The 18,519-nt window shown below is 72.7% G+C and carries 5 protein-coding genes; 2 read left to right on the top strand and 3 right to left on the bottom strand.

Going from position 1 to position 18,519, the window contains the following annotated elements:
* Nucleotides 1-50: 50 nt before the first annotated feature.
* Both AB0O01_RS00950 and AB0O01_RS00945 read right to left on the bottom strand, forming a co-directional pair.
* Complete coding sequence (locus AB0O01_RS00950; RefSeq protein ID WP_365309578.1) at nucleotides 51-1,346, bottom strand: hypothetical protein; 1,296 nt, start codon at nucleotides 1,344-1,346, stop codon at nucleotides 51-53.
* Nucleotides 1,347-1,489: 143 nt separating this feature from the next.
* Nucleotides 1,490-1,645, bottom strand: coding sequence for a hypothetical protein (locus AB0O01_RS00945; RefSeq protein ID WP_365309576.1), 156 nt, complete (start codon nucleotides 1,643-1,645; stop codon nucleotides 1,490-1,492).
* Between the two features lie 367 nt (nucleotides 1,646-2,012).
* On the opposite strand from AB0O01_RS00945, the gene AB0O01_RS00940 reads away from it, so the two are divergent.
* Nucleotides 2,013-16,442, top strand: coding sequence for a toxin glutamine deamidase domain-containing protein (locus AB0O01_RS00940; protein WP_365309574.1), 14,430 nt, complete (start codon nucleotides 2,013-2,015; stop codon nucleotides 16,440-16,442).
* Nucleotides 16,443-16,863: 421 nt separating this feature from the next.
* On the opposite strand, the gene AB0O01_RS00935 is transcribed toward AB0O01_RS00940, so the two are convergent.
* Entirely contained in the window at nucleotides 16,864-17,541 is a 678-nt protein-coding gene (locus tag AB0O01_RS00935) for a TetR family transcriptional regulator (RefSeq protein WP_365309573.1), read from the bottom strand.
* 143 nt (nucleotides 17,542-17,684) lie between these two features.
* Here AB0O01_RS00935 and AB0O01_RS00930 point away from each other — a divergent pair, with 143 nt between their 5' ends.
* Nucleotides 17,685-18,443, top strand: a complete 759-nt coding sequence (locus tag AB0O01_RS00930; RefSeq protein WP_365309571.1) for a glucose 1-dehydrogenase — start codon at nucleotides 17,685-17,687, stop codon at nucleotides 18,441-18,443.
* Nucleotides 18,444-18,519: the final 76 nt, after the last annotated feature.

The raw sequence follows: 18,519 nt of genomic DNA, 5'->3' as shown, positions 1-18,519 counted from the left end.
GACAGCCCCTTCATGTGTGGTCACCGACGGGCCCCCGAAAGCGCGCCCCGTCAGTATTCGGTCACAAGCCAGGGGTATTTTCCGGAGACCCCGATCGGAATGTGCGTGCGGTGCTCGGTCTCGCAGCGCAGACCGGTGAGGTCGCCGATGAGCTTCTCCAGTGCCGTCCTTTCCCGCCGCTCCAGCGGGCCCCCGTCGAACGTCGTGTACAGGAGCCGGACCGGACCGCCGCCGCCTCCGGGCGCGTGCAGCCGACTGAGGAAGACGCGGGGCGACGCGACGCGCACCCGGTCGTCGAGGTCGCCGTGGGAGAGCGGGCCGCGGGGCGTCGGCAGGAGTTCCTTCTCCCGGCCGCAGAACCGGGTGACCTTGTGGGGGTCGGGTGATCCGTCCAGGGTGCGCACACAATCGCCGGAGCGGTAGCGGATCAGTGGCATATAGGGGTTGCGCACACTCGTCACGATGAGGCTGTGGATGCGGCTACCAGGTGCGACCGGGATCAGTTCGACGCTCATCCGGTCGAGATACGGGTGGTAACGGCCGTCGCGGTCGCTGTAGTAGAGGTAGCCCAGTTCGGTGCTGCCGAACAGATCGATCACCGGGCAGCGCAGTCGCCGCTCCAGGTGGAGGCGGACATTGGCCGGGGTGTACTCATAGGCGGTGACGACACCGGCGGGCTGCGGGAAGTCGTCCCACAGACCCCACTCGACCGCCTTGCGGACCAGGTGTGCCAGATGGTGGCCGGAGCAGTCGAGGAGGTACCGCCCCTGCGGATGGGCGTCCCGCTCCCTCCGTATCTCCCCGATCATGCGCTCCACATCGCCGCGTTCCCACAGTCCCGGATCGAGCGTGAGGTTGAGATAGAGCGTGCGCGCGTCGAGCCGCCGGTCCTCCGGGGAGGGCGTGGGGGCGGGTGCCGTGCCGCGCCTCTTCGCGTTGACCCGGGCCACGTGCTCGGTCGCCAGCACGGTGGTGAGGGACACCCGTCGGCACCCCTGCCGCCAGGTCTCCGCGAGATCGGGGTGCTCGCTCCAGAGCTTGTAGTACGACGAGAGCAGGAAGTACGGGGGGCGGATGATCTGCATCCGGGCATGGTGGGTGCCGGTGGAGAGCACGAACTCCGCCTCACCCGCCTCCAGCGCCGCGGCGAGCCGTGGAGTCATCCAGTTGTCCGGGAATCCCCGGGCTATTTCCGGTTTCTCCAGAATGGGGAAGAAGCCGCGCTCGATCGATGTCCGGTAGAGGGGAATGTCCCGGATCTGATCGATGATCTCAGCGCTGGGCTGACCGGACCCGACGGACGGACCGGCCGTACTGAGCGGACTGGCACTGGCTTGACCGTTCACCGTGACCTTCTCTGGGCTCACTGGGCTCACTGGGCTGGGGAGGGGAGGGGGCGTGAATCGGGTGGTGGGTGGATTCCCGGACGGCCGGGCGGCGGTGAGGATCCCCCGCCCGGCCGGATATTCCGGTGCCGGTCAACGGCGGGTCAGGAGATACAGCCCGACTTCGGGGTGGCGCTGATGCAGCCGGACTTCGGCGCGGTGCTGATACAGCCCGACTTGTCGGCGCCCTGGGCCGAGTTGGCGGCGATCCACGCCTGCCAGTTGCTCTCCTGAGTCAGCTTCTCGATGAGCTTTTCCATTTCCGACCTCCAGCGATCCGGAGTGGCGGCGGCAGCCACTCTTCCGATGACGGAAGCTAGAAGTAACCGCCGGGGCACGTCAATGGATCTTGAATGAGAGAACGCTCATGATGAACGCCTCCATGAACAACGCCGCGAGGGAAGCCGCGAGGGAAGCCACGAGGGAGGCCGCTGCCGAATGGCCATACCGATGCCGGGTTCGCGGCCGGCGCGCCCCTGCCCCGGTGGCGCCTCACGGGCGGCGCGCCCGGCCCCGGCGGTGCCCTCCCGCCCCGGGCGCTTCCTCTTCGTGCGGCGTTGATGTTCGTCCGTATCGTGCTGCGCGGTCAGGAAGATCTTCGTACCCGACGCGAACTAGTCTTCGCACATGGCCTCGGATGAACTAAACGGTCTGTTCCTCGCGTTGACGGGCTCGCAGATGCCGAACCTGGACCCGAAGTTGCTGCGCGAGTACCTGTCCGATCCGCAGCGGGAGCTGGACGCGCAGCTCGGGCAGTTGCAGGAACTGCTGGTGGAGGTGGCCCGGTCGGTGTCGGGGACGTCGAACGGGCAGTTCTCGGAGGCGTACTACGAGGCGATGCTGAGTCTGTCGTCGCCGGAGGGAACGTCGGTACTGGAGGGGCTGCGGGAGGCGGCACGGGAGCTGGCGGACTTCGCGGACGAGTCGGCCTATCAGGTGGAATACACGAACCTGATGATCCTGCTGCAACTGGCCATGTTCGTGGTGGAGTTCGCCATCACCCTCATCATGGCGATCTTCAATCCGGCGGAGGCGATGGTACGGCAGTCGTTCCTGCGGGCGTTCTACCGGATGGTGCTGAACAGCCTGGTCGCCCGGCTGCTGGCGTCGATCGCGATGCAGCAGGTGCTCCAGATCGGGCTCGCGGTGGCGCTGGACCGGCTGGCGCAGTGGATGCTGGCCCGGGACGGGAAGGTGTCGTCGAAGGGGAACACCTATCTGACGCAGGCGGTCGGCTTCGGCGCGGTAGCGGGGTTCGTGGCGGTGCCCGTGCAGTTCGCCGCGTCCTGGCTGGCGCAGAACCTGACGAAGACACTGACGGGCGGCGTACGCGACAACCTCTTCAACAGCCTCAGGAACGCGCTGGACAACCGCCCGCGACCGAGCGTGGTGAAGGATGCCGGGGACGACACGGGGGGCGGGGCGGTGGTGAGGCCGGTGGCCGCGCCACGACCGGGGAACGACGTGGACGGGTTCGCGGGGGGCGGTCCGCTCCCGGCGGGGGGTACGGGCCGGGATCCGCTGTCCGCACCCGGGGGGAGTGCCGGTCCGGATCCGGTGTTCGCACCGCCTCGGGGTTCGGGCCCGGATCCGGTGTTCGCGCGGGACTTCGCGGACCGGGTGTCGGACGTGGCCGACCTGCTGGCCAGGAACACGGACCCGCAGACCGTGGGCGGGTCGTTCATCGACGACATGGGGGAGATCTTCGCCACCCGGTTCGGGGGCGAGACGGGCGACGGTCCTGCCCGGGGGCTGGGGCGCGACTGGGCGGAGACGTTCCTCGCGAACGTCACCAGCAGGGATCTGGGGGACGCGCTGCGGTCGGTGCTGCTCGACGGGCGGCTGCCCGGCTCGTTCGGTGACGGTGTGGTGCGGGCCATGTCCGGCACGGTGGGGGAACTCTTCGGGCCCGGCAGCGGCGGCGGCAAGTTCCTGGACTTCGTGGTGCAGGGGATCGGTGACGGAGTCATCGGTGTGGTCTCGGAGCTGGTCTACAACGGGATCGCGTTCAAGCAGCTCAGCGTCAGCGGCGGCGGATTCCTGACCTCGATCACGAGCGAACGCGCCGTGGAACTCTCCAACGGCAGCGCGACCTGGCTGGCCTCCAAGCTCCGGCCGCAGTTGCCCACGGGCCTGGGCCTGGACCTGGGCACCGGCAACCCGGAACGGGCGGGTCTGCCCCCGACGGTGAGCACCGCCGACGGGACGACGGGCGTGGTGCGGGGCCCGGTGAACTCGGGGGGCGGGAACGTCGGCGGGATCGACACCAGCACCCTCACCACCGCCGGGGGCGATGGTGGCGGGCGCTCCGGCATCATGCCGGGATCCGGTGTCATGCCGGCATCCGGTGTCATCGGCATGGGGAACGGGTTCGGTCCGGCGCCCGCGCCGGTCGCGGACGACCTTCTGACCGGCACCGAGCCCCTTCGTCTTCCCGGCACGCCGGTCGTGGATCCCACCCCGACGGTTGTCCCCCTGCCGGAACCCGTCCCGCCCGTCGGCGCCGGAGGGACCGACGACTCGGGCAGCGGCGGCGAGACCGTGGCCGTGCACAGTCGGCTGAGCGAGGGTGATCCGGTCGGTGCTCCGGCGCTCACTCCCGGCGGGCCGCTCATCGATGTCCCGGTGCCGCTCTTCGACGTCCCCGTGCCGTCCATCTCGTCTCCGGTCCCGGTCCCGGTCGACAGTGCCGACGGGCGGGTCAGCGCGGCGGAGGTGGTGCACGGCGGCCCGAGACTCGACACGGATGTCCCGGTGGCCACTCCCAGCCGGGCCGCCGATGTGCCGGCCACGAGGGGGGAGGGCGGGTTGGATCCGCTGGCCCGGGACGAAGGGCCGGTCCCGGCGTCCCCGCCGGTGTCCGCGCCGAGGCCCGTACCCGGGCCGGGCGGCGAACCCGTCGGCACCTCCCGACTGCCGGAGACGGTCGGCACTCCGCGTTCCGGTGCGGACGGGTCCAGGGCCGGTGACCTCAGAACAGCGGACCCGAGGGCCGGTGAGTCACGTCCCCCGGCCGACCGACCGCGCCGCGAGGCGGACCCCGCAGGCGGCAGCGGGGAACGGTCGCCCGACGAAGCACCCGGGCCGGTGCCCGAAACGGAACGACCCGTGACCAGGCCCGTGACCAGGACCGCCGACCGTCTCTTCGACGTGCTCTCACCCACCACCAGCGTGACGGCGAGCAGTATGGACGCCCCCAGCGACCCGCGCACCCCCACCGCGACCGTGCACGACCCTCTGACGCTCCCGACGGACACGGACTCGGCCGCCTACGCGGCCACCGCTCACCCCGACACGGACACCGACACGCTTTCGGACGCGGGCTCGGACACCGACAGCCTCTACTCCACGGACTCCGACCACTCCGACTACTCCGACCACTCGGACACCAGCACCAGCCCGAGCACCGTCCTGACCGACCCCGACCCTGCCTCCCACCCCGATCCCGACCCCGACCCCGTCACCGGTCCGACGCCCTCCACCTCCCCCCACCCATCCCCCTCCGCCTTCGACGACACCCGTCTGCGCACCGCCGTCGACATCGCGATCACCGCCGCCCGCGACGAGTACCGCACGACCACGACCCCGACCGCGCCCGGCACTCCCCGCAACGCCCCCGTACCCTTGCGCGTCCTGAACTGCGTCGTCCTGCTGGACAGCTTCCGGAGCCAGCTCTACCGGGACGCGTCCGACACCCCCCTGCCGAGGGCGGTGCGTGCCGCCGTCGCCCTCGACGACAGCGCCGTCGGCAGCCGTCGGGCGGAGGACCGGCTGGCCCCCGGGCCCGGCTGGGGCCCCGTCACCTCCTGGCCCGCCCTGGCCAGCGGCCTCGGTCACCTCGGCCCCGGCGCGACCGCGTTGATCATCACCCAGCACCGGACCGGGGTGGGGCACGCCTTCGCGATGCACCAGAGCGAACAGGGCATGCGCTGGATCGAGATGCAGGCCGAGCACCCCGGAAAGCAGGTGCGCGACACACTGCCGCTGGACGAGCCCTTCCAGACCCGTGCCGTCCTGATCGGCCCGGACGGGCGGATCACCGACCCCGCGCGGCCCTTGACCGGCGCGGACGGCACGATCTCCGACCACCCCCTGCACACCGACTCCGCCGAGGCCATGGCCAAGGGGTCGGCGCTCGTCGACTCCCTGGTCGACCCGCCCCGGAGCCACGAGGTCGGCGCGATCGGCTACGAGGCGGAACTGCTGTACCCGCTGGAACTGGGCCCGAGCGCGGGCTTCGCACTGCACCTCGGAGACCTGCTGGCCAAGCACGATTCGGGTGCGACGATCGTGGTCGACCGGCGCACGTTCTTCATCGACACCGATGGCCGGCGGCATCTGACCGAGCAGGCCGCAGGCCCCGGAGCCAAGGCGGACAAACTCCCGATCCCCGAGCTGGTGTCACCGCCCTTGCAGGTCCTGCCGGGGGAGCAGCGGATGTCGGCGGCGGCCGGACTCGCGCTGAACCGGGCCGTCCGGGAGGCCCTGGAGCGCACCGACGACCCCGCCCAGGGGACGACCGAACTGGCGGAGCTGCTCCGTACCGTCCCGGGGTGGACCGTGGCGCCCGGCATGCATGTCGTGGGGGTGGCCCGGTCCCCGGCCGGAGCCGGTCACTCCGCGTACACCCAGCTCACGGTCGGCGTCCCCCCGGCCGGGCTCACACCCGTACTGGATCTGGCACGGGCCCATCTGGAACGCCCCTGGCTGCTGCCGCTCGTGGACGCGGGACGGATCTTCGCCGACATGCTCACCGCGATGCACGCCGCGGAGGTCCTCGGACGGCAACCGGAGCCGCACGAGTACCCCTTCCTGTCCCACCTGCCGGGTCTGGCCGAGCTGCACGGCTACGCCTGGCTGGGGTTCCAGCATGTCGCCGCACCCCCGTTCCAGGATGTCGAACGGCCGAACTCGCTCATGAAGAACATGCTCCCGGCCGCGTCCCGGACACCCTTCGCCACGCTGCGCGGGGCACTCGCGCCCGGCATCCGCGACTTCCTCGACCGCAGAGCCGCGGAAGCGACCGCCTTGTTCGAGGTCCATCTGGTGGACCTCCTGCGGGAGATCGCCCCGGCCACGGAGGACGAGGACCTGGTGGACCTGCTGGACGAGCTGTTCCAGGTCGTGCCCGAGTCGTTCACCACGGGGGAACGCCTGGAGACCGTGATACGGGGCACCTCGGCGGGGGGCACCCCGCTCACCCAGTGGCAGATGTCCGGCATGGAGGACTACGCCCTGGACACCTCGGCCGGCAACGCCGAACTGCCCTTGGCACTGCTGGAACTGCGCCACTACTTCCCGCGCCCCGAACTGCGCCGGGATCCCTCGCCCTGGGGTATGACCACCGAGGCGCTCGAAGCCTCCTTCGAGGAGATCAGGCAGGTCGCCACCCGGTCCCACGCGAACGCCCGCAGCTTCGCCCCGAGGAACAGCTCCGAACTCGCCGTCCCCGTCCGGCGGCGGCTCGCCGACCCGCTGGTGGTGCAGGTCGGGAAGGTCTTCAAGATCCTCCAGGAGGTCTTGGACCCCGACGGTGCCGAGAGCGTCTGGCGCGCGCTCCCCGTGACGGACAGCGCCGCGCTCGCCGGGGCGGTGGTCGACCACGCCGGGGGCACCGATCGCGCGAGCGACGTCGAATCCCGGCTCGACGCGCTGTACCGGCGTCTTGAGCAGCGGCTCGCCGTGGACCCGTCGCAGCGCCACGGACCGTCCCCGGAGAACCGGGAGCGGTACCAGCGGGCGCTGGAGGAGATCCGTTCCGCGCTGCGGGGCGTCGCCGGGCAGGGGTGGGGCGCCGCCGAGTCCGGGCCGGGTGCGGGCGGCCCGTCCCGCACCCGGCCGTCCCGGCACACCCGGCAGAGCAGCGGCATCCACCAGCCCTATGCCCTGCGGGTGGACACCGAGGACGCCATGGCGGCGGGTCTGGCCCGAATGGCGGCCGACACCTGGGGTGACGGAGGGCAGGGCCTCCGGAACACCCCATGGACCACAGCCACCCGGACCGACACCTCGAACGACACCTCGACCAGCACCCCGATCAGCACCTCGGCCGGTACGTGGGCGGGCACCTCGACCGATACCACCTCCGGCACCTCTATGCGCACCTCGACCGATACCACCTCCCACACCTCCACCGACCTGTCCACCGACCCCTCACCCACCAGAACCCCCCGAAGCGCCGACCCATCCACCACACCCGCCGACCCGCCCCCCACAACAGGCGGCACCCCCACCCGCACACGAGACCTCCCCGTCGTGGACACCGGCAAGGTGGCTGCCTGGCAGCACGAGTTCGACGGCGCCCACGAGGCGCTGGCCGCGATGGGACCCGTCCTCCACACCGAGTTGCTGGTCCACGCGCAGGACGTCATGGCGTGGGACCACGTCCGGCCCACCACCGGACACGACTCCGCCGGGCGCGCGGGGCAGTACCGGCTGCTGTTCGAGAACATCAGGGCGGTGGTGGCCCACACCCTGCTCCAGGGCAGCCGTATCGACCGGCCCGGCGACGAGCCCAGCCGCCGGGCGCTGGCCGCCGCCCAGCACAAGTCGCGGGAACTGCGGGACGCGTTCGGGACGGGCGGCTCCGGCCGGGAGACACCCGGCGGGGCGAAGAAGGGCAAGAAGAAGCCCAAGGGCGGCGCGGGCACGGGCGCGCAGCAGACGGCCACGCAGTCCGGCTCCGGCTCTGGCTCCGGGACCGCGTCCCGTCCCGCCCCCGGCACGTCCCGGGACATCCCGCACACCCCGGACACCTCGCACCCCCCGGGCACCCAGCACGCCCCGGGCACCCCGGGCACCAGCGCAACCACCCCGGGCACCGGGATCACCACTCCAGGCACCAGCACAACCACCACAACCACCCTGGGAACCGGCACCACCACCCAGGACACCGGAACGACCCCCCACCCCTCCGGGCAACCGGACCCGACCCCCGCCCCGGAGGACCGGGACGACCCCCTGCCCATCGCCCCGGGCATCAGAATCGCCCTGAAGAACGCGCTGAGCGCCGTACCCGACCGTGAGCGGGCGGCGCTCCGCGAGACGGTGATCGGGCTGCTCCAGCGGCAGTCCCTCCCCCGCGACCTGACCGTGCCCGACGTGGTGGCCGCCCTGCGGCGCTTCTCCGGGGCGGGCGACAGCGCCCTGCGCGAGCGGCTGAAGCGGGCCCCCGACGTGACGTACGCCCTGGCCCGGCCGGACAGCGGGCTCGGCACGACACTGAAGGCCGAACCGCTGCTGGTGGCGGTCCTGCGCGACTCCCCCGAGCTGCTCGACCTGCTCGCGGCCAAGAAGGAGCGGTGGCACACGGTGCACGGCGCACGGCTGGCGGCGGTCCTCGTACGCGAGGGGACCGTGCCCGCGTTGGAGGCCGAGCCCGAGGTGCTGGCGCAGTCCGTCATGTACCCGAGGCTGCTGGCGAACCTGGACGGGGACGTCGCGGCGCTGAGCGCGATCTCGACCATCGGCATCGACGTGTTCAGCCTGGCGGACGACCTGCCCGCGTTCGGCGCGGCCCTGCGGACCCTGGACGATCCCGTGGAGGCGCTCTGGCGGCTCGGCGCCGACGCCGGACTGTACGCGGCACTGCGGTCCGCGGGCGCCTGGCGGGAAGCCGGCACCGACCCCGGCCTCTACGCCGACGTGCTCGGGGACGCGGCCCTCCAGGACCGCCTGCGCCCCTTCCCCGAGCAACTGAACCTGGCCCTGTCGTCCCGCCGGGTGCTGGCCGCCGTCAAGGCGGACCCCGAAGTGCTGGGACTGCTGCGGGACTCCGCCGAACTGACGGACGTCCTGGAGGACCTCCCCGGCCTGACCGCCCGGCTGCTGGAGAACCGGGCGCTCATCAAGGCCGCCGCCGGCAATCCGCACGTCGCCACCGCGCTGTCGCACCACCCGGAACGCTACGACCACCTCACCGACGACGGCGCCCTGGCCGAGGCACTGCGCGGGACCGGACCGCCGCAGCCCACGACCGGGCGGCGGACGGCCACCGCGCCGACCCCGGCACAGATCGAGCGCGCGGCGACGAGCGCGCCCGCGCGAGGGCTCGTACGGGACCACCTCAGGGCGACCCATCCGGCGGTCGCGGCCCTCTTCGACCCGGACAACGACGGCCCCGCCAACCGGGCCGCCACGACCGCGCTGTCCGGGCACGGCCTGGTGCTGACCACCCTCGCGCTCCACCCGGACGGCACCCTGCTGCCCCATCAGCTCCGCCGGCTGCTCGCACGGACCTCCGACCGGACGTACGACCTGCCCCCCGAGGCTCCCGCGCGGCTGCGCGCACTGCTCGCGCTGACCCGGCACGCGCCGCTGCGCGATGTGTTCACCTTCCCGGAACTGCGGGAGCTGCGGGCCGGGCTGGGGGAGAAACTGGGGGCGCCGGCCCCGTGGCCGACCGCGCTGTACCGGTCACCGGCCCTCGCCTCACTCACCATCCGCCGCGTCATCGCCCTGGACACCTGGCCCCTGGAGCGGCTGCTGACCGACCCGTGGCTGCCCGCCGCGCTGTCCCGGATCGGGCTGCTCCCGGACCTCATGCACCGCGACCCGGTGATCGACACCGCCGCGATGCGGTCGGACGCCGCCCTGCTGCGGCTGGCGTCCCGCTACGAGACCCTCCAGTACCAGGTGGGCGGCGCGGCCGAGTGGCGTGCCGTGGCCGAACGGGTCGACGCGGCACCGGACGTGCTGGGTGATCTCGCGGGGCTCTTCGGCCGTCTGCCCGTGGCCCACTGGCTGCGGCTGCTGACCGACGACGGGCTGCTGCGCCGGTTCCAGGAGCGCCGCGGGCAGCCCTTCACCAGGGCCGTGGCCGCCGACGCGGGTCTCCTGCGGGAGGTCCTGGCCCGCCCCGCGTTCCTCGATGTCTGGGACGCGCAGCAGACGCGACTGGACGAACTGGCCGTCCCGGCCGTGGCCGCGCTCACCGCCCCGGCCCCGCACGGCAAGGACTCCGAGCACCGGGGCCGCGCGGACGTGGCCCGACTGCGGGACGAGATCGAGGCGGCCGGTCAGGCCACACTGACCCCGGAGGGCTTCATCCTGGACGCCTCCCGGCTGCCGGTGCTCGAACGACTGGTCGACGACCTGACGCACGAACGCGACCCCGCGCACGTCCGCTCGGCGGGGGACCCCGGCCCGGGTGTGCTGGACGCGTACGGGACCGTCCTCGCCGACGACGTCCTGCGCCCGGCGGCGACCGGCAACCGCTACCTCGCGGAGGGGCTGCTGTTCGACCCGGCCTTCCTGCGCCTCCTGCGCACCCGGCCCTCACTGCTCACCCTGCTGCGCCGTCCCGACCTGCTGGACCAGGTGCGGCGCTCGCCGGACCTGATCCGGCTGCTGACCACCCACGACCCGGTGTTCCGCGTCTTCCTCGTGAACAAGGCGGTCCGCACCTATCTGCGCGACCCCGAATTCCTCGCCGACCTCGACGCCAACCCCCACTACGCGGAGGTGTTCCACCTCCACGGCTACAGCTTCAAGTTGTTCTCACCGACCTTGACGGACCTGGCCGAGTTGATCCGGGTGAGCCCCGCGGCGGCCGAGGCACTGGGCAGCAGCAAGCGCATCTCCTTCGATCTGCTCGCCGCCGCCCCCGGCCTGGTCGCGGAGCTGGCACGGCAGAACAGCGAGCCCGTGATCCGGGTCGTGCTGGCCTCGACGGAGCGGGTCGAGTCGGCGGCGGCGGCCCCCCGGCTGGTGAAGGAGCTCGGACGGATACCCGGCCTCGCCGAACTGCTGGCCGGGCGCCCGGACCTCGTCTCCTCCGCCGACTCCTGGAACCGGCTCCTCGACAACCTCCCGCTGGTGAAGGCGCTCGCCGCCGCGGGCCCCGAACTGGTCGCCCGGGTCGTCCGCCCGGACGTCCTGCCCGTGGCCGCGGCGGCACCCGACCTGGTGGTGGCCATGTCCCTGATGGAGAACGGATCGTGGGCCGGGCTGACCACGCCGGAGGTGCTCCGCCTCGTCACCACCCACAGCGGGCTGGCGCCCGCCCTGGTCACCTCCCGGCATCTGCGCGCCCTCCTCGCGGGTCACCGTGCCCTCACCGCCCTGCTGGAGACGCGGCCCGATCTGCTGCGCGATCTGATGGACCGCGAGGAACTGGCCGCCGTGGTCCGCGCCGCGCCTTGGCTCACCGACGAGACGCCGGAGCGCAAGGCCGTGTGGCTGCTCGTCAAACGGCACCCCGCCTTCGGCACGGGCCTGACCACCGCGGTCCGGGGCGCCCTGGGCAACCGCGGTCTGGTCATGACCCTCTTTCGCCTGGACCAGGAGCAGGTCACCGCCGACCTGGTGGAGAGCCTCTACCTGGCCCTGCGGCGCAGCCGCGGTCTCGCCGGGCTGCTGGCCGCGCAGCCGGAATTCGCCGGGGCGTTCCTGACCCGGGCCGACTGGCGGGCCGCGGCCGGACGGGACCGTGGTTTCGCCGAGTCCGTACGGCGACTGGCCGAGGAGCGCCCGGCCGACTTCGGGGAACTGGTCCGCGCCGAGGACTCCCGGCGGCTGCTCGACGCCCTGAACCCCCCGGCCCGGCCGGACCGCGCAGCCGGCAACCGGACCGCGCCGACCTCCGAGCCCCCGCAGCGGGACGGGCCGACCGGACCCCCGCCGAAGGACGGGCGGACCGGAGCCCCGCCGAAGGACGGGCAGACCGAGCCCCCGCAGCAGGACGCGCGGACCGGGCCCCAGGAAGCCGCCCCCTCCCGGACCGGCACCACGACCCATGACGGGACCGCCCAGAGTCAGAACCCCGGCCCCGAACCGGCCCCCGACCCCCTCGCGGCAGACCCCGGCAACCCACCCGGCACGGTGCTCTCCCACCTGCCCCCCGAACTGGCCGACCTGCTGACCGGCCCCCGGGGCCCCGGCATCGCCACCGCGCTGGACCAGCACCCCGAACTGCTGCCCCTGTTCACCGCCGTCCCGGCACGGGCGGACGAGATCGACGCCCACCCCGAACGCCTGGACGACCTCACCTTCCGCGCCTTCCTCCAGCAGGCCCTGCCCGCCACCGACCTCGACGCACCCGGGGGCGACCCGGCCCGCACAGCGGGCCTGGAGCGGTACTTCGCGGAGTATCTGGCCTCCCTCGACATCGGGCCCGACGCCGAGCAGCGCACACTCCTCCGGAGCGCGGTCCAGCACACCTGGCGGGCGGTCCTGGAGGAGCGGCGGGGCCTGCTGGCCGACGCCTGGCGCGAACGGCTCGACCGCTTCACCGCGTTCCGGGCGACCATCACCACCACCTGGGCGCTCAGCGGCCGGGTCCACTACGCGGGCGACGCCAGGTACGACGACTTCGACGACGCCGACCGGAAGATCATCGACAGTGTGGCCGCCACGGTGCAGGCCGTGCGCGAGTCCCCGGGCACGCGTGCCGTCAACCGGCCGCTGCACGCCCATCTGAACGGCGGCAACGACGGCGTCGCGTTCTTCTTCGTCCTCACCGGCGACGGCACGGTGGACACCGTCGTGTACGCGCGCAGCGAGGGCCGCAGCGGCAATCGCTACCGCTGGCAGACCGGCGGCCCGCGGCTCATGTCGTCCGCGCCGCCCCCGATCGACGGGCTGGCCAACGACCCCCTCCTGGCCCGCTCCCGGCAACTGACCGACCTGGCCCGCCCCGGCACCCGCGATGTCGAGCCACCCCCCTCGGTGACCGCCCGCCCCCTGCGCGCCCAGGCGGGCGAGTGGGCCGCCGTCCAGTCCGCCCACCGTGTCGCGGAGGCCACCCGGCGCCTGCACACCCAGGGCCCGGACGCGTCCGGCGCCCCCCTGGCCACCGCTCCCGTCCGGGCCCTCGCACTCGGGCCGGCCGGGCTTGAGACACGGGCACGCACCGCCGTCGAGTCCGCCCGTGCGAGCGTGCCGCCGCCCCGGGACGGCGGCGACACCCCACTGTCCGTCGTCAACTGCGTGATCCTGCTGGAGAACCTGCTCCGCAGGCTGTACCGGGACAACACCCCGGCCGCGTTCTGGAACCCGGACCGCCCGTCCCCGGCGGGCAGCGGTCTGCGGACCACCTACTCCCGGGACGACCTCGACCTCGGCTTCCGCCAGGGCCGTCCGCACCGCGCGGACCAGCGGCTCGCCGAGGGGCCGGGCTGGGCGCCCGTGACGGAGTGGGAGGACCTGCGCCAGGCCCTGGCCGCCGCCGGGACCGGCTCGACCGCGCTGATCCTCACCGCCCACGAGAACCGCGACGGCCACGCCTACGCCGCCCACCACACCACCGACGGCATCCGCTGGATCGAGATGCAGGCCCCGCGGCCCGAGGACCTGCTCAGCCTCGCACCCCCCACCCCGACCCCGCCCGGCCGCACCCGCGCCGTCATCGTCGACCCCTACGGCACGATCGCCCCGCACGCCCTCACCTACGAACCCGACCTGACCGCCGCGAACGCGCTGCTCGACCCGGCGCGACCGCTTCCCTACGGGAGGCTGGGCGTCGAGGGGGAGCTCGTCTATGTGCTGGAGTCCCCGTCGGACTTCTCGTTCTGGAAGGACCTGGCCCGCCACACCTCCGGCGCCGTCCTCACCGTCGATCAGCGGGTGCTCCACCTCGGCGCCGACAACAAGCTGTACATGTCGCGGCAGACGGCGAGGCAGGAGACGGGCCAAGAATCCACACCGGCCGTGAAGAAGATCCTGGAACTGGTCACGCCGCCCCTGCCGGCCCTGCGGCAGGAGGGTTCACGGCGGGACGCCGAAGCCGGGATGGACGTGTTCGTCCGGACCCGCGCGCTCCTGGAGCGAACCGACCGGCACAACCGCTCCTTCACCCTCCGGGAACTCCTGGACGGCAAGGACGGCTGGACCCTGCCTCCGGACCTGCCCGAGATCACGGTCCTCCAGTCCCCGCTGGGGGCCAGGCACCCGATCTACACCCAGTTCACGGTCGGCGTCCCCGTCGCCGGACTGACGCCCCTGCTGGATCTCGTCCGCCGTCAGCTCCATGACCGGCTGCTGGCCGCCATCATGGACCAGGGCCGCACGGTCGCGGACCAGGTCGCGACCCTGTTCGCCGAGAACGTGCTCGGGCAGCGGGTCGCCGTCCACCAGCGGCCGTTCCTCCCGTACCTGCCCCTCGTGGCCGAGACGCACGGGCTCGCGTGGCTGGCCTTCAACCACATCGCGGCCCACCCCGTCCAGTGGCGGCTCGAAGTGGGCGGGGTGGCGAAGAACATGGTCGCGGCGGCGTCCAGGGTCCCCTTCGGCCCCGTCCACAGCACCCTCAATCGCTCGGTCCGGGAGTTCCTGGCGCAAGACGAGAAGGCCGTGGTGGCCCTGTTCGAGGCCGGGCTGCGTGACCTGGTGCGGCACATCGGCACCCGATGGAAGATGACCGTCCCCGGCGCCGAGCGCACCGAAGGCATCCTGGACGAACGCATGCAGCCGTCGGGGGTGCGGGTACGGGACTATCTGAGCACGGCACTCCTCGGCCGCACGGCCGACAACCGCCAGGTCCTTCAGCAGGACACCGTCGGTATGCGGGACTACGCCCTCGACGACGGCCGCGGCACCCTGGAACTGCCACTCGTCCTGCTCGAACTGCGCCAGTTCCGGGCGGACCGCAATCCGTCCCGGCCCTGGCACGACGGGCACATGATCAACCAGCAGATCCGTGCCGCCTTCAACGAGATCCGCACCACGTCGGACGACCTCTACCAGAACGCCCTCCGGCTGGCCCGCGACGGCGCCCCGCAGCAGGCCGCCGGGACCGCCCGTGCCCTCTTCGGCCAGCCGCTGACCCACCATGTCGGACGGGTCCTCGACGCCCTGGCCGGGCTGGCCGCGCCGGGCCAGGGCCCGGTCCTGGGATCTTACGAGGCGAGCAGCCTGGCCCTCCTGGCGTCCGGTGGCAACGCGGCCTCCCAAGGGATTCTGATCGGCGCGCGGCTCCAGCAGCTTAAGCAGAAGCTGACCCTGGCCCTTCAGCCGCATCTCACGCCCTCCCCGGGGCCGTCCGAGTTCCGGGAACGCGCCGAGACGGGCCTTGAGGAGATACGGTCGGCCCTCGGCGCGATCCAGCAGCCCGGCCAGGCGCCCCGGCCCCGTACGACCCAGGGTCCCGCGCCCGTGCCCGCGCCCGTGCCCCGTGGTCCCCAGCCCGGCCCGTCGTCCCCCCAGCGGGAGCGCCCCTCTACGCAGCGGGAGCGTCCTTCGACGCGGGGGGAGCGCCTTCCGGTCCAGGGGGAGCGTCCCTCTACGCGGGGGGAGCGCCCTCCGATCCAGGCGGAGCGCCCCTCTACGCGGGGGGAGCGCCCCTCCCCGCAAAGGGAGCACCCTCCGATGCCGACGCGGCCCGGTTCCGCCGGGCGGTCGGTCACCCTCTCCCCCCTCCCGCCGCCCCCCGAGCGGCCGGCCACCGGGACGCGCCCCCCGTCCGACCGGCAGCCCCACGACACCGGACCCGCCGGACGCCATCCCGTGGTGGACCCCGCCGTACTGGCCTCGTGGCGCGCCGACTTCGGCGAGGCGATGCGGCTGCTGGAGGGACAACTGAGCGAGACCCGGACGAAGCACCTGAACCGTGCCCGGGACCTGATGAGTGAGGCCCGGGTGACCGCCCGACCCCTCGCGGGCGACCCGTCACCCGACGCGGCCCGGTACGCGCACCTGTACGACAGGATGGCCGCGTCCGTGGCCGTCATCCTGCTACGGGGCCAGGGCCGGCCGGAGGCCCTGAGCGAGGCCCGCCACCATGTCCGCCGGCTCCGCGACGCGTTCCACGTCCGCGACCACACCCGTACCCACTCCCGTGACGGCACCCGGCCGGACCCGGTGAGCGACACCCCGGCCGCGTCGTCGTCCTTCACCTCGCGCGGACCCGCGGGCCCCTCCCGATCGGAACGCCACAGGCCGCGCCCGGAGACGGACTCCGTCCGCGACCCGCAGTCCTCCCGCGACGCCACGGGCCGGGATGCCGGTCGGGGGACCGGCACCAGCCGGACGCAGCGCCCCGGGACGGGGCCCGGCGCCGCCGACCGCCTCTTCGCCGTGCTCGCACCGGACCCGGACACCGGTACGGACAACGGGCGCTGAGGTACGGAGACCGGCACGGCAGTGGCCCGGTGACGGGGTGACAGTCACCGGGCACGCACGGTACGCGCGGTCCCGCGCCTACGCCCACGGCTGGGAGGCCCGCACCAACGAGGCCCTGCCCGGCCGGGCGGTCAAGGACTTCCGCGACGAGATCGTCCTGGCCACCAAGTCCGGCGTCGAGCACACCGCGCAGGGCCTCGGCCTCAACAGCCGCCCCGACAGCATCCGCGGGGTCGTCGACAACAGCCTGCGCCATCTCCCCAGCCCCCCACGAGCAACGGACCGGCTGAAGCGCTTGCGCAACGGACCGGCCGCCTCCGTCCCCGCACTCCTCCCGATCCCGTCACCCCGGCGTGCCCGCCGCCCACGGAGCCACCGTCAGCCCTGGTCCATGCCTGGGTGTTCGACCCGGAAGCCGCGTTCATCCCACGGCGCCGCGGGCCAGGGTCCCGGCGATCAGGGTCGCCAGCATGGCCTGCAAGGTGGGGATGAAGTCCACGCGCAGCACGGTGAGTGCGGGATCGGAGTCGTAGGCGGCGAGCATGGCGACCGACGGGCGGGCGTGTGTCCAGACCGGGCCGACGACCATGATGGCCTGGGCGCACAGCGGGGTCGCGTCGTCGCCCAGTTCGGGCAGATGGCGGCGGACCAGGCCGGCCATGGCGTCGACGTTGCCGATCGCGGTCCGCTTCCAGTAACCGGCCACGTCGACGGAGATGTTGCGCTCCAGGACCGCGGCGTGCGCGCTGAACAGGTCGCACATGACTCGACGCCCTGCCAGTGACCGGGTCAGGACGGCGGCGACCTGCTCACCGCGCTGCGCCGCGGAGCCGTCCGGGTCGACCTCGGCGGCCAGCAGTTCGGGCAACGCGTCGACCCACTGGTTCCAGGCGCGGCCGAGGAGCTCCAGCAGGATCGCTTCACGCGATTCGAAGTAGCGCAGGACGTTGGACTTGGCCAGGCCGACGCGTCGGCTCAGCTCATTGAGGCTGACCTCGCCGACGGGCATCTCGTCGAGCATCGCGGCGGTGGTGTCGAGGATCGCTCGCCTCCGCAGCTCACGCTGCTCCTCGCTGCGCGCACGTTGAAAGGTAGACATGACCCCAGACTACAGACTCCTGGTCTGTTGACATCAGACCGCCGGTGCCTTACGTTTTCAACACAAGAGCCCGCCGGTCTTTTATGGATCGAAGGGCAGGCGCAGCAGCGCGCGATCACCGATCCCCCAGGGAGAGATCCACCATGAGCAACGACAAGAAGGTCGCGGTCATCACCGGCGGCGCCACCGGTATCGGCAAGGAGACCGCGCGGCTGCTGGTCGCGGACGGCGTGCACGTCGTCCTCAGCGGACGGCGCGAGAACGTCGGCAAGCAGGCCGTCGAAGAACTCACCCAGGACGGCGGCAGCGCCTCCTTCGTGGTCGCGGACATGGACTCGCAGGACAGCATCACCGCCCTGTTCGACTCCGTCCTGTCCGACCACGGCCGCCTGGACTACGCCGTCAACAACGCCGGCCTCGCCCACGAGACCGCGGCGATCGCCGACGCCGACCCGGTGAAGTTCCAGGAGATGCTGTCGACGAACGTGATGGGCCTGTTCCTGTGTCTGCAACGCGAGATAAAGGAGATGCTCGCCGGTGGACGCGGGGGCGCCATCGTCAACCTCGCCTCCATCGCCGGACTCAACGGCATGCCCTGGAGCGGCCCCTACGCCGCCACCAAGCACGCGGTCGTCGGACTGACCAAGACCGCCGGGATCGAGTACTCGTCCCAGGGCGTGCGCGTCAACGGGGTGGCCCCCGGCGCGATCAAGACCGACATCATCGCCCGCGCCATCACCCTCGGCCAGTACGACGAGGAGACCATCACCGCGATGCACCCCATCGGCCGCATGGGGCAGCCCACGGAGATCGCCCAGGGCATCCACTGGCTCCTGTCCGACACGTCGTCCTTCGTCGCCGGCGCCATCCTCAACATCGACGGCGGGTTCCAGGCCAAGTAACCCACCGAGCGCGACCCTTCGGAATGGTTAGTAACTCATTCGCGCACGGGCGAGCCCCAGCGTTACCGTGCACGCC

This window comes from Streptomyces sp. NPDC093252, from assembly GCF_040683675.1.
GTDB lineage: Bacteria > Actinomycetota > Actinomycetes > Streptomycetales > Streptomycetaceae > Streptomyces.
Note: the sequence above shows the minus strand (reverse complement) of the source record. Positions and strands in the feature narration are given on the sequence as shown.

Coding starts and splice junctions, on each gene's coding strand:
- AB0O01_RS00945 (WP_365309576.1), bottom strand. CDS start 1,645: ATGGAAAAGCTCATCGAGAAGCTGACTCAGGAGAGCAACTGGCAGGCG.
- AB0O01_RS00935 (WP_365309573.1), bottom strand. CDS start 17,541: ATGTCTACCTTTCAACGTGCGCGCAGCGAGGAGCAGCGTGAGCTGCGG.
- AB0O01_RS00930 (WP_365309571.1), top strand. CDS start 17,685: ATGAGCAACGACAAGAAGGTCGCGGTCATCACCGGCGGCGCCACCGGT.
- AB0O01_RS00940 (WP_365309574.1), top strand. CDS start 2,013: ATGGCCTCGGATGAACTAAACGGTCTGTTCCTCGCGTTGACGGGCTCG.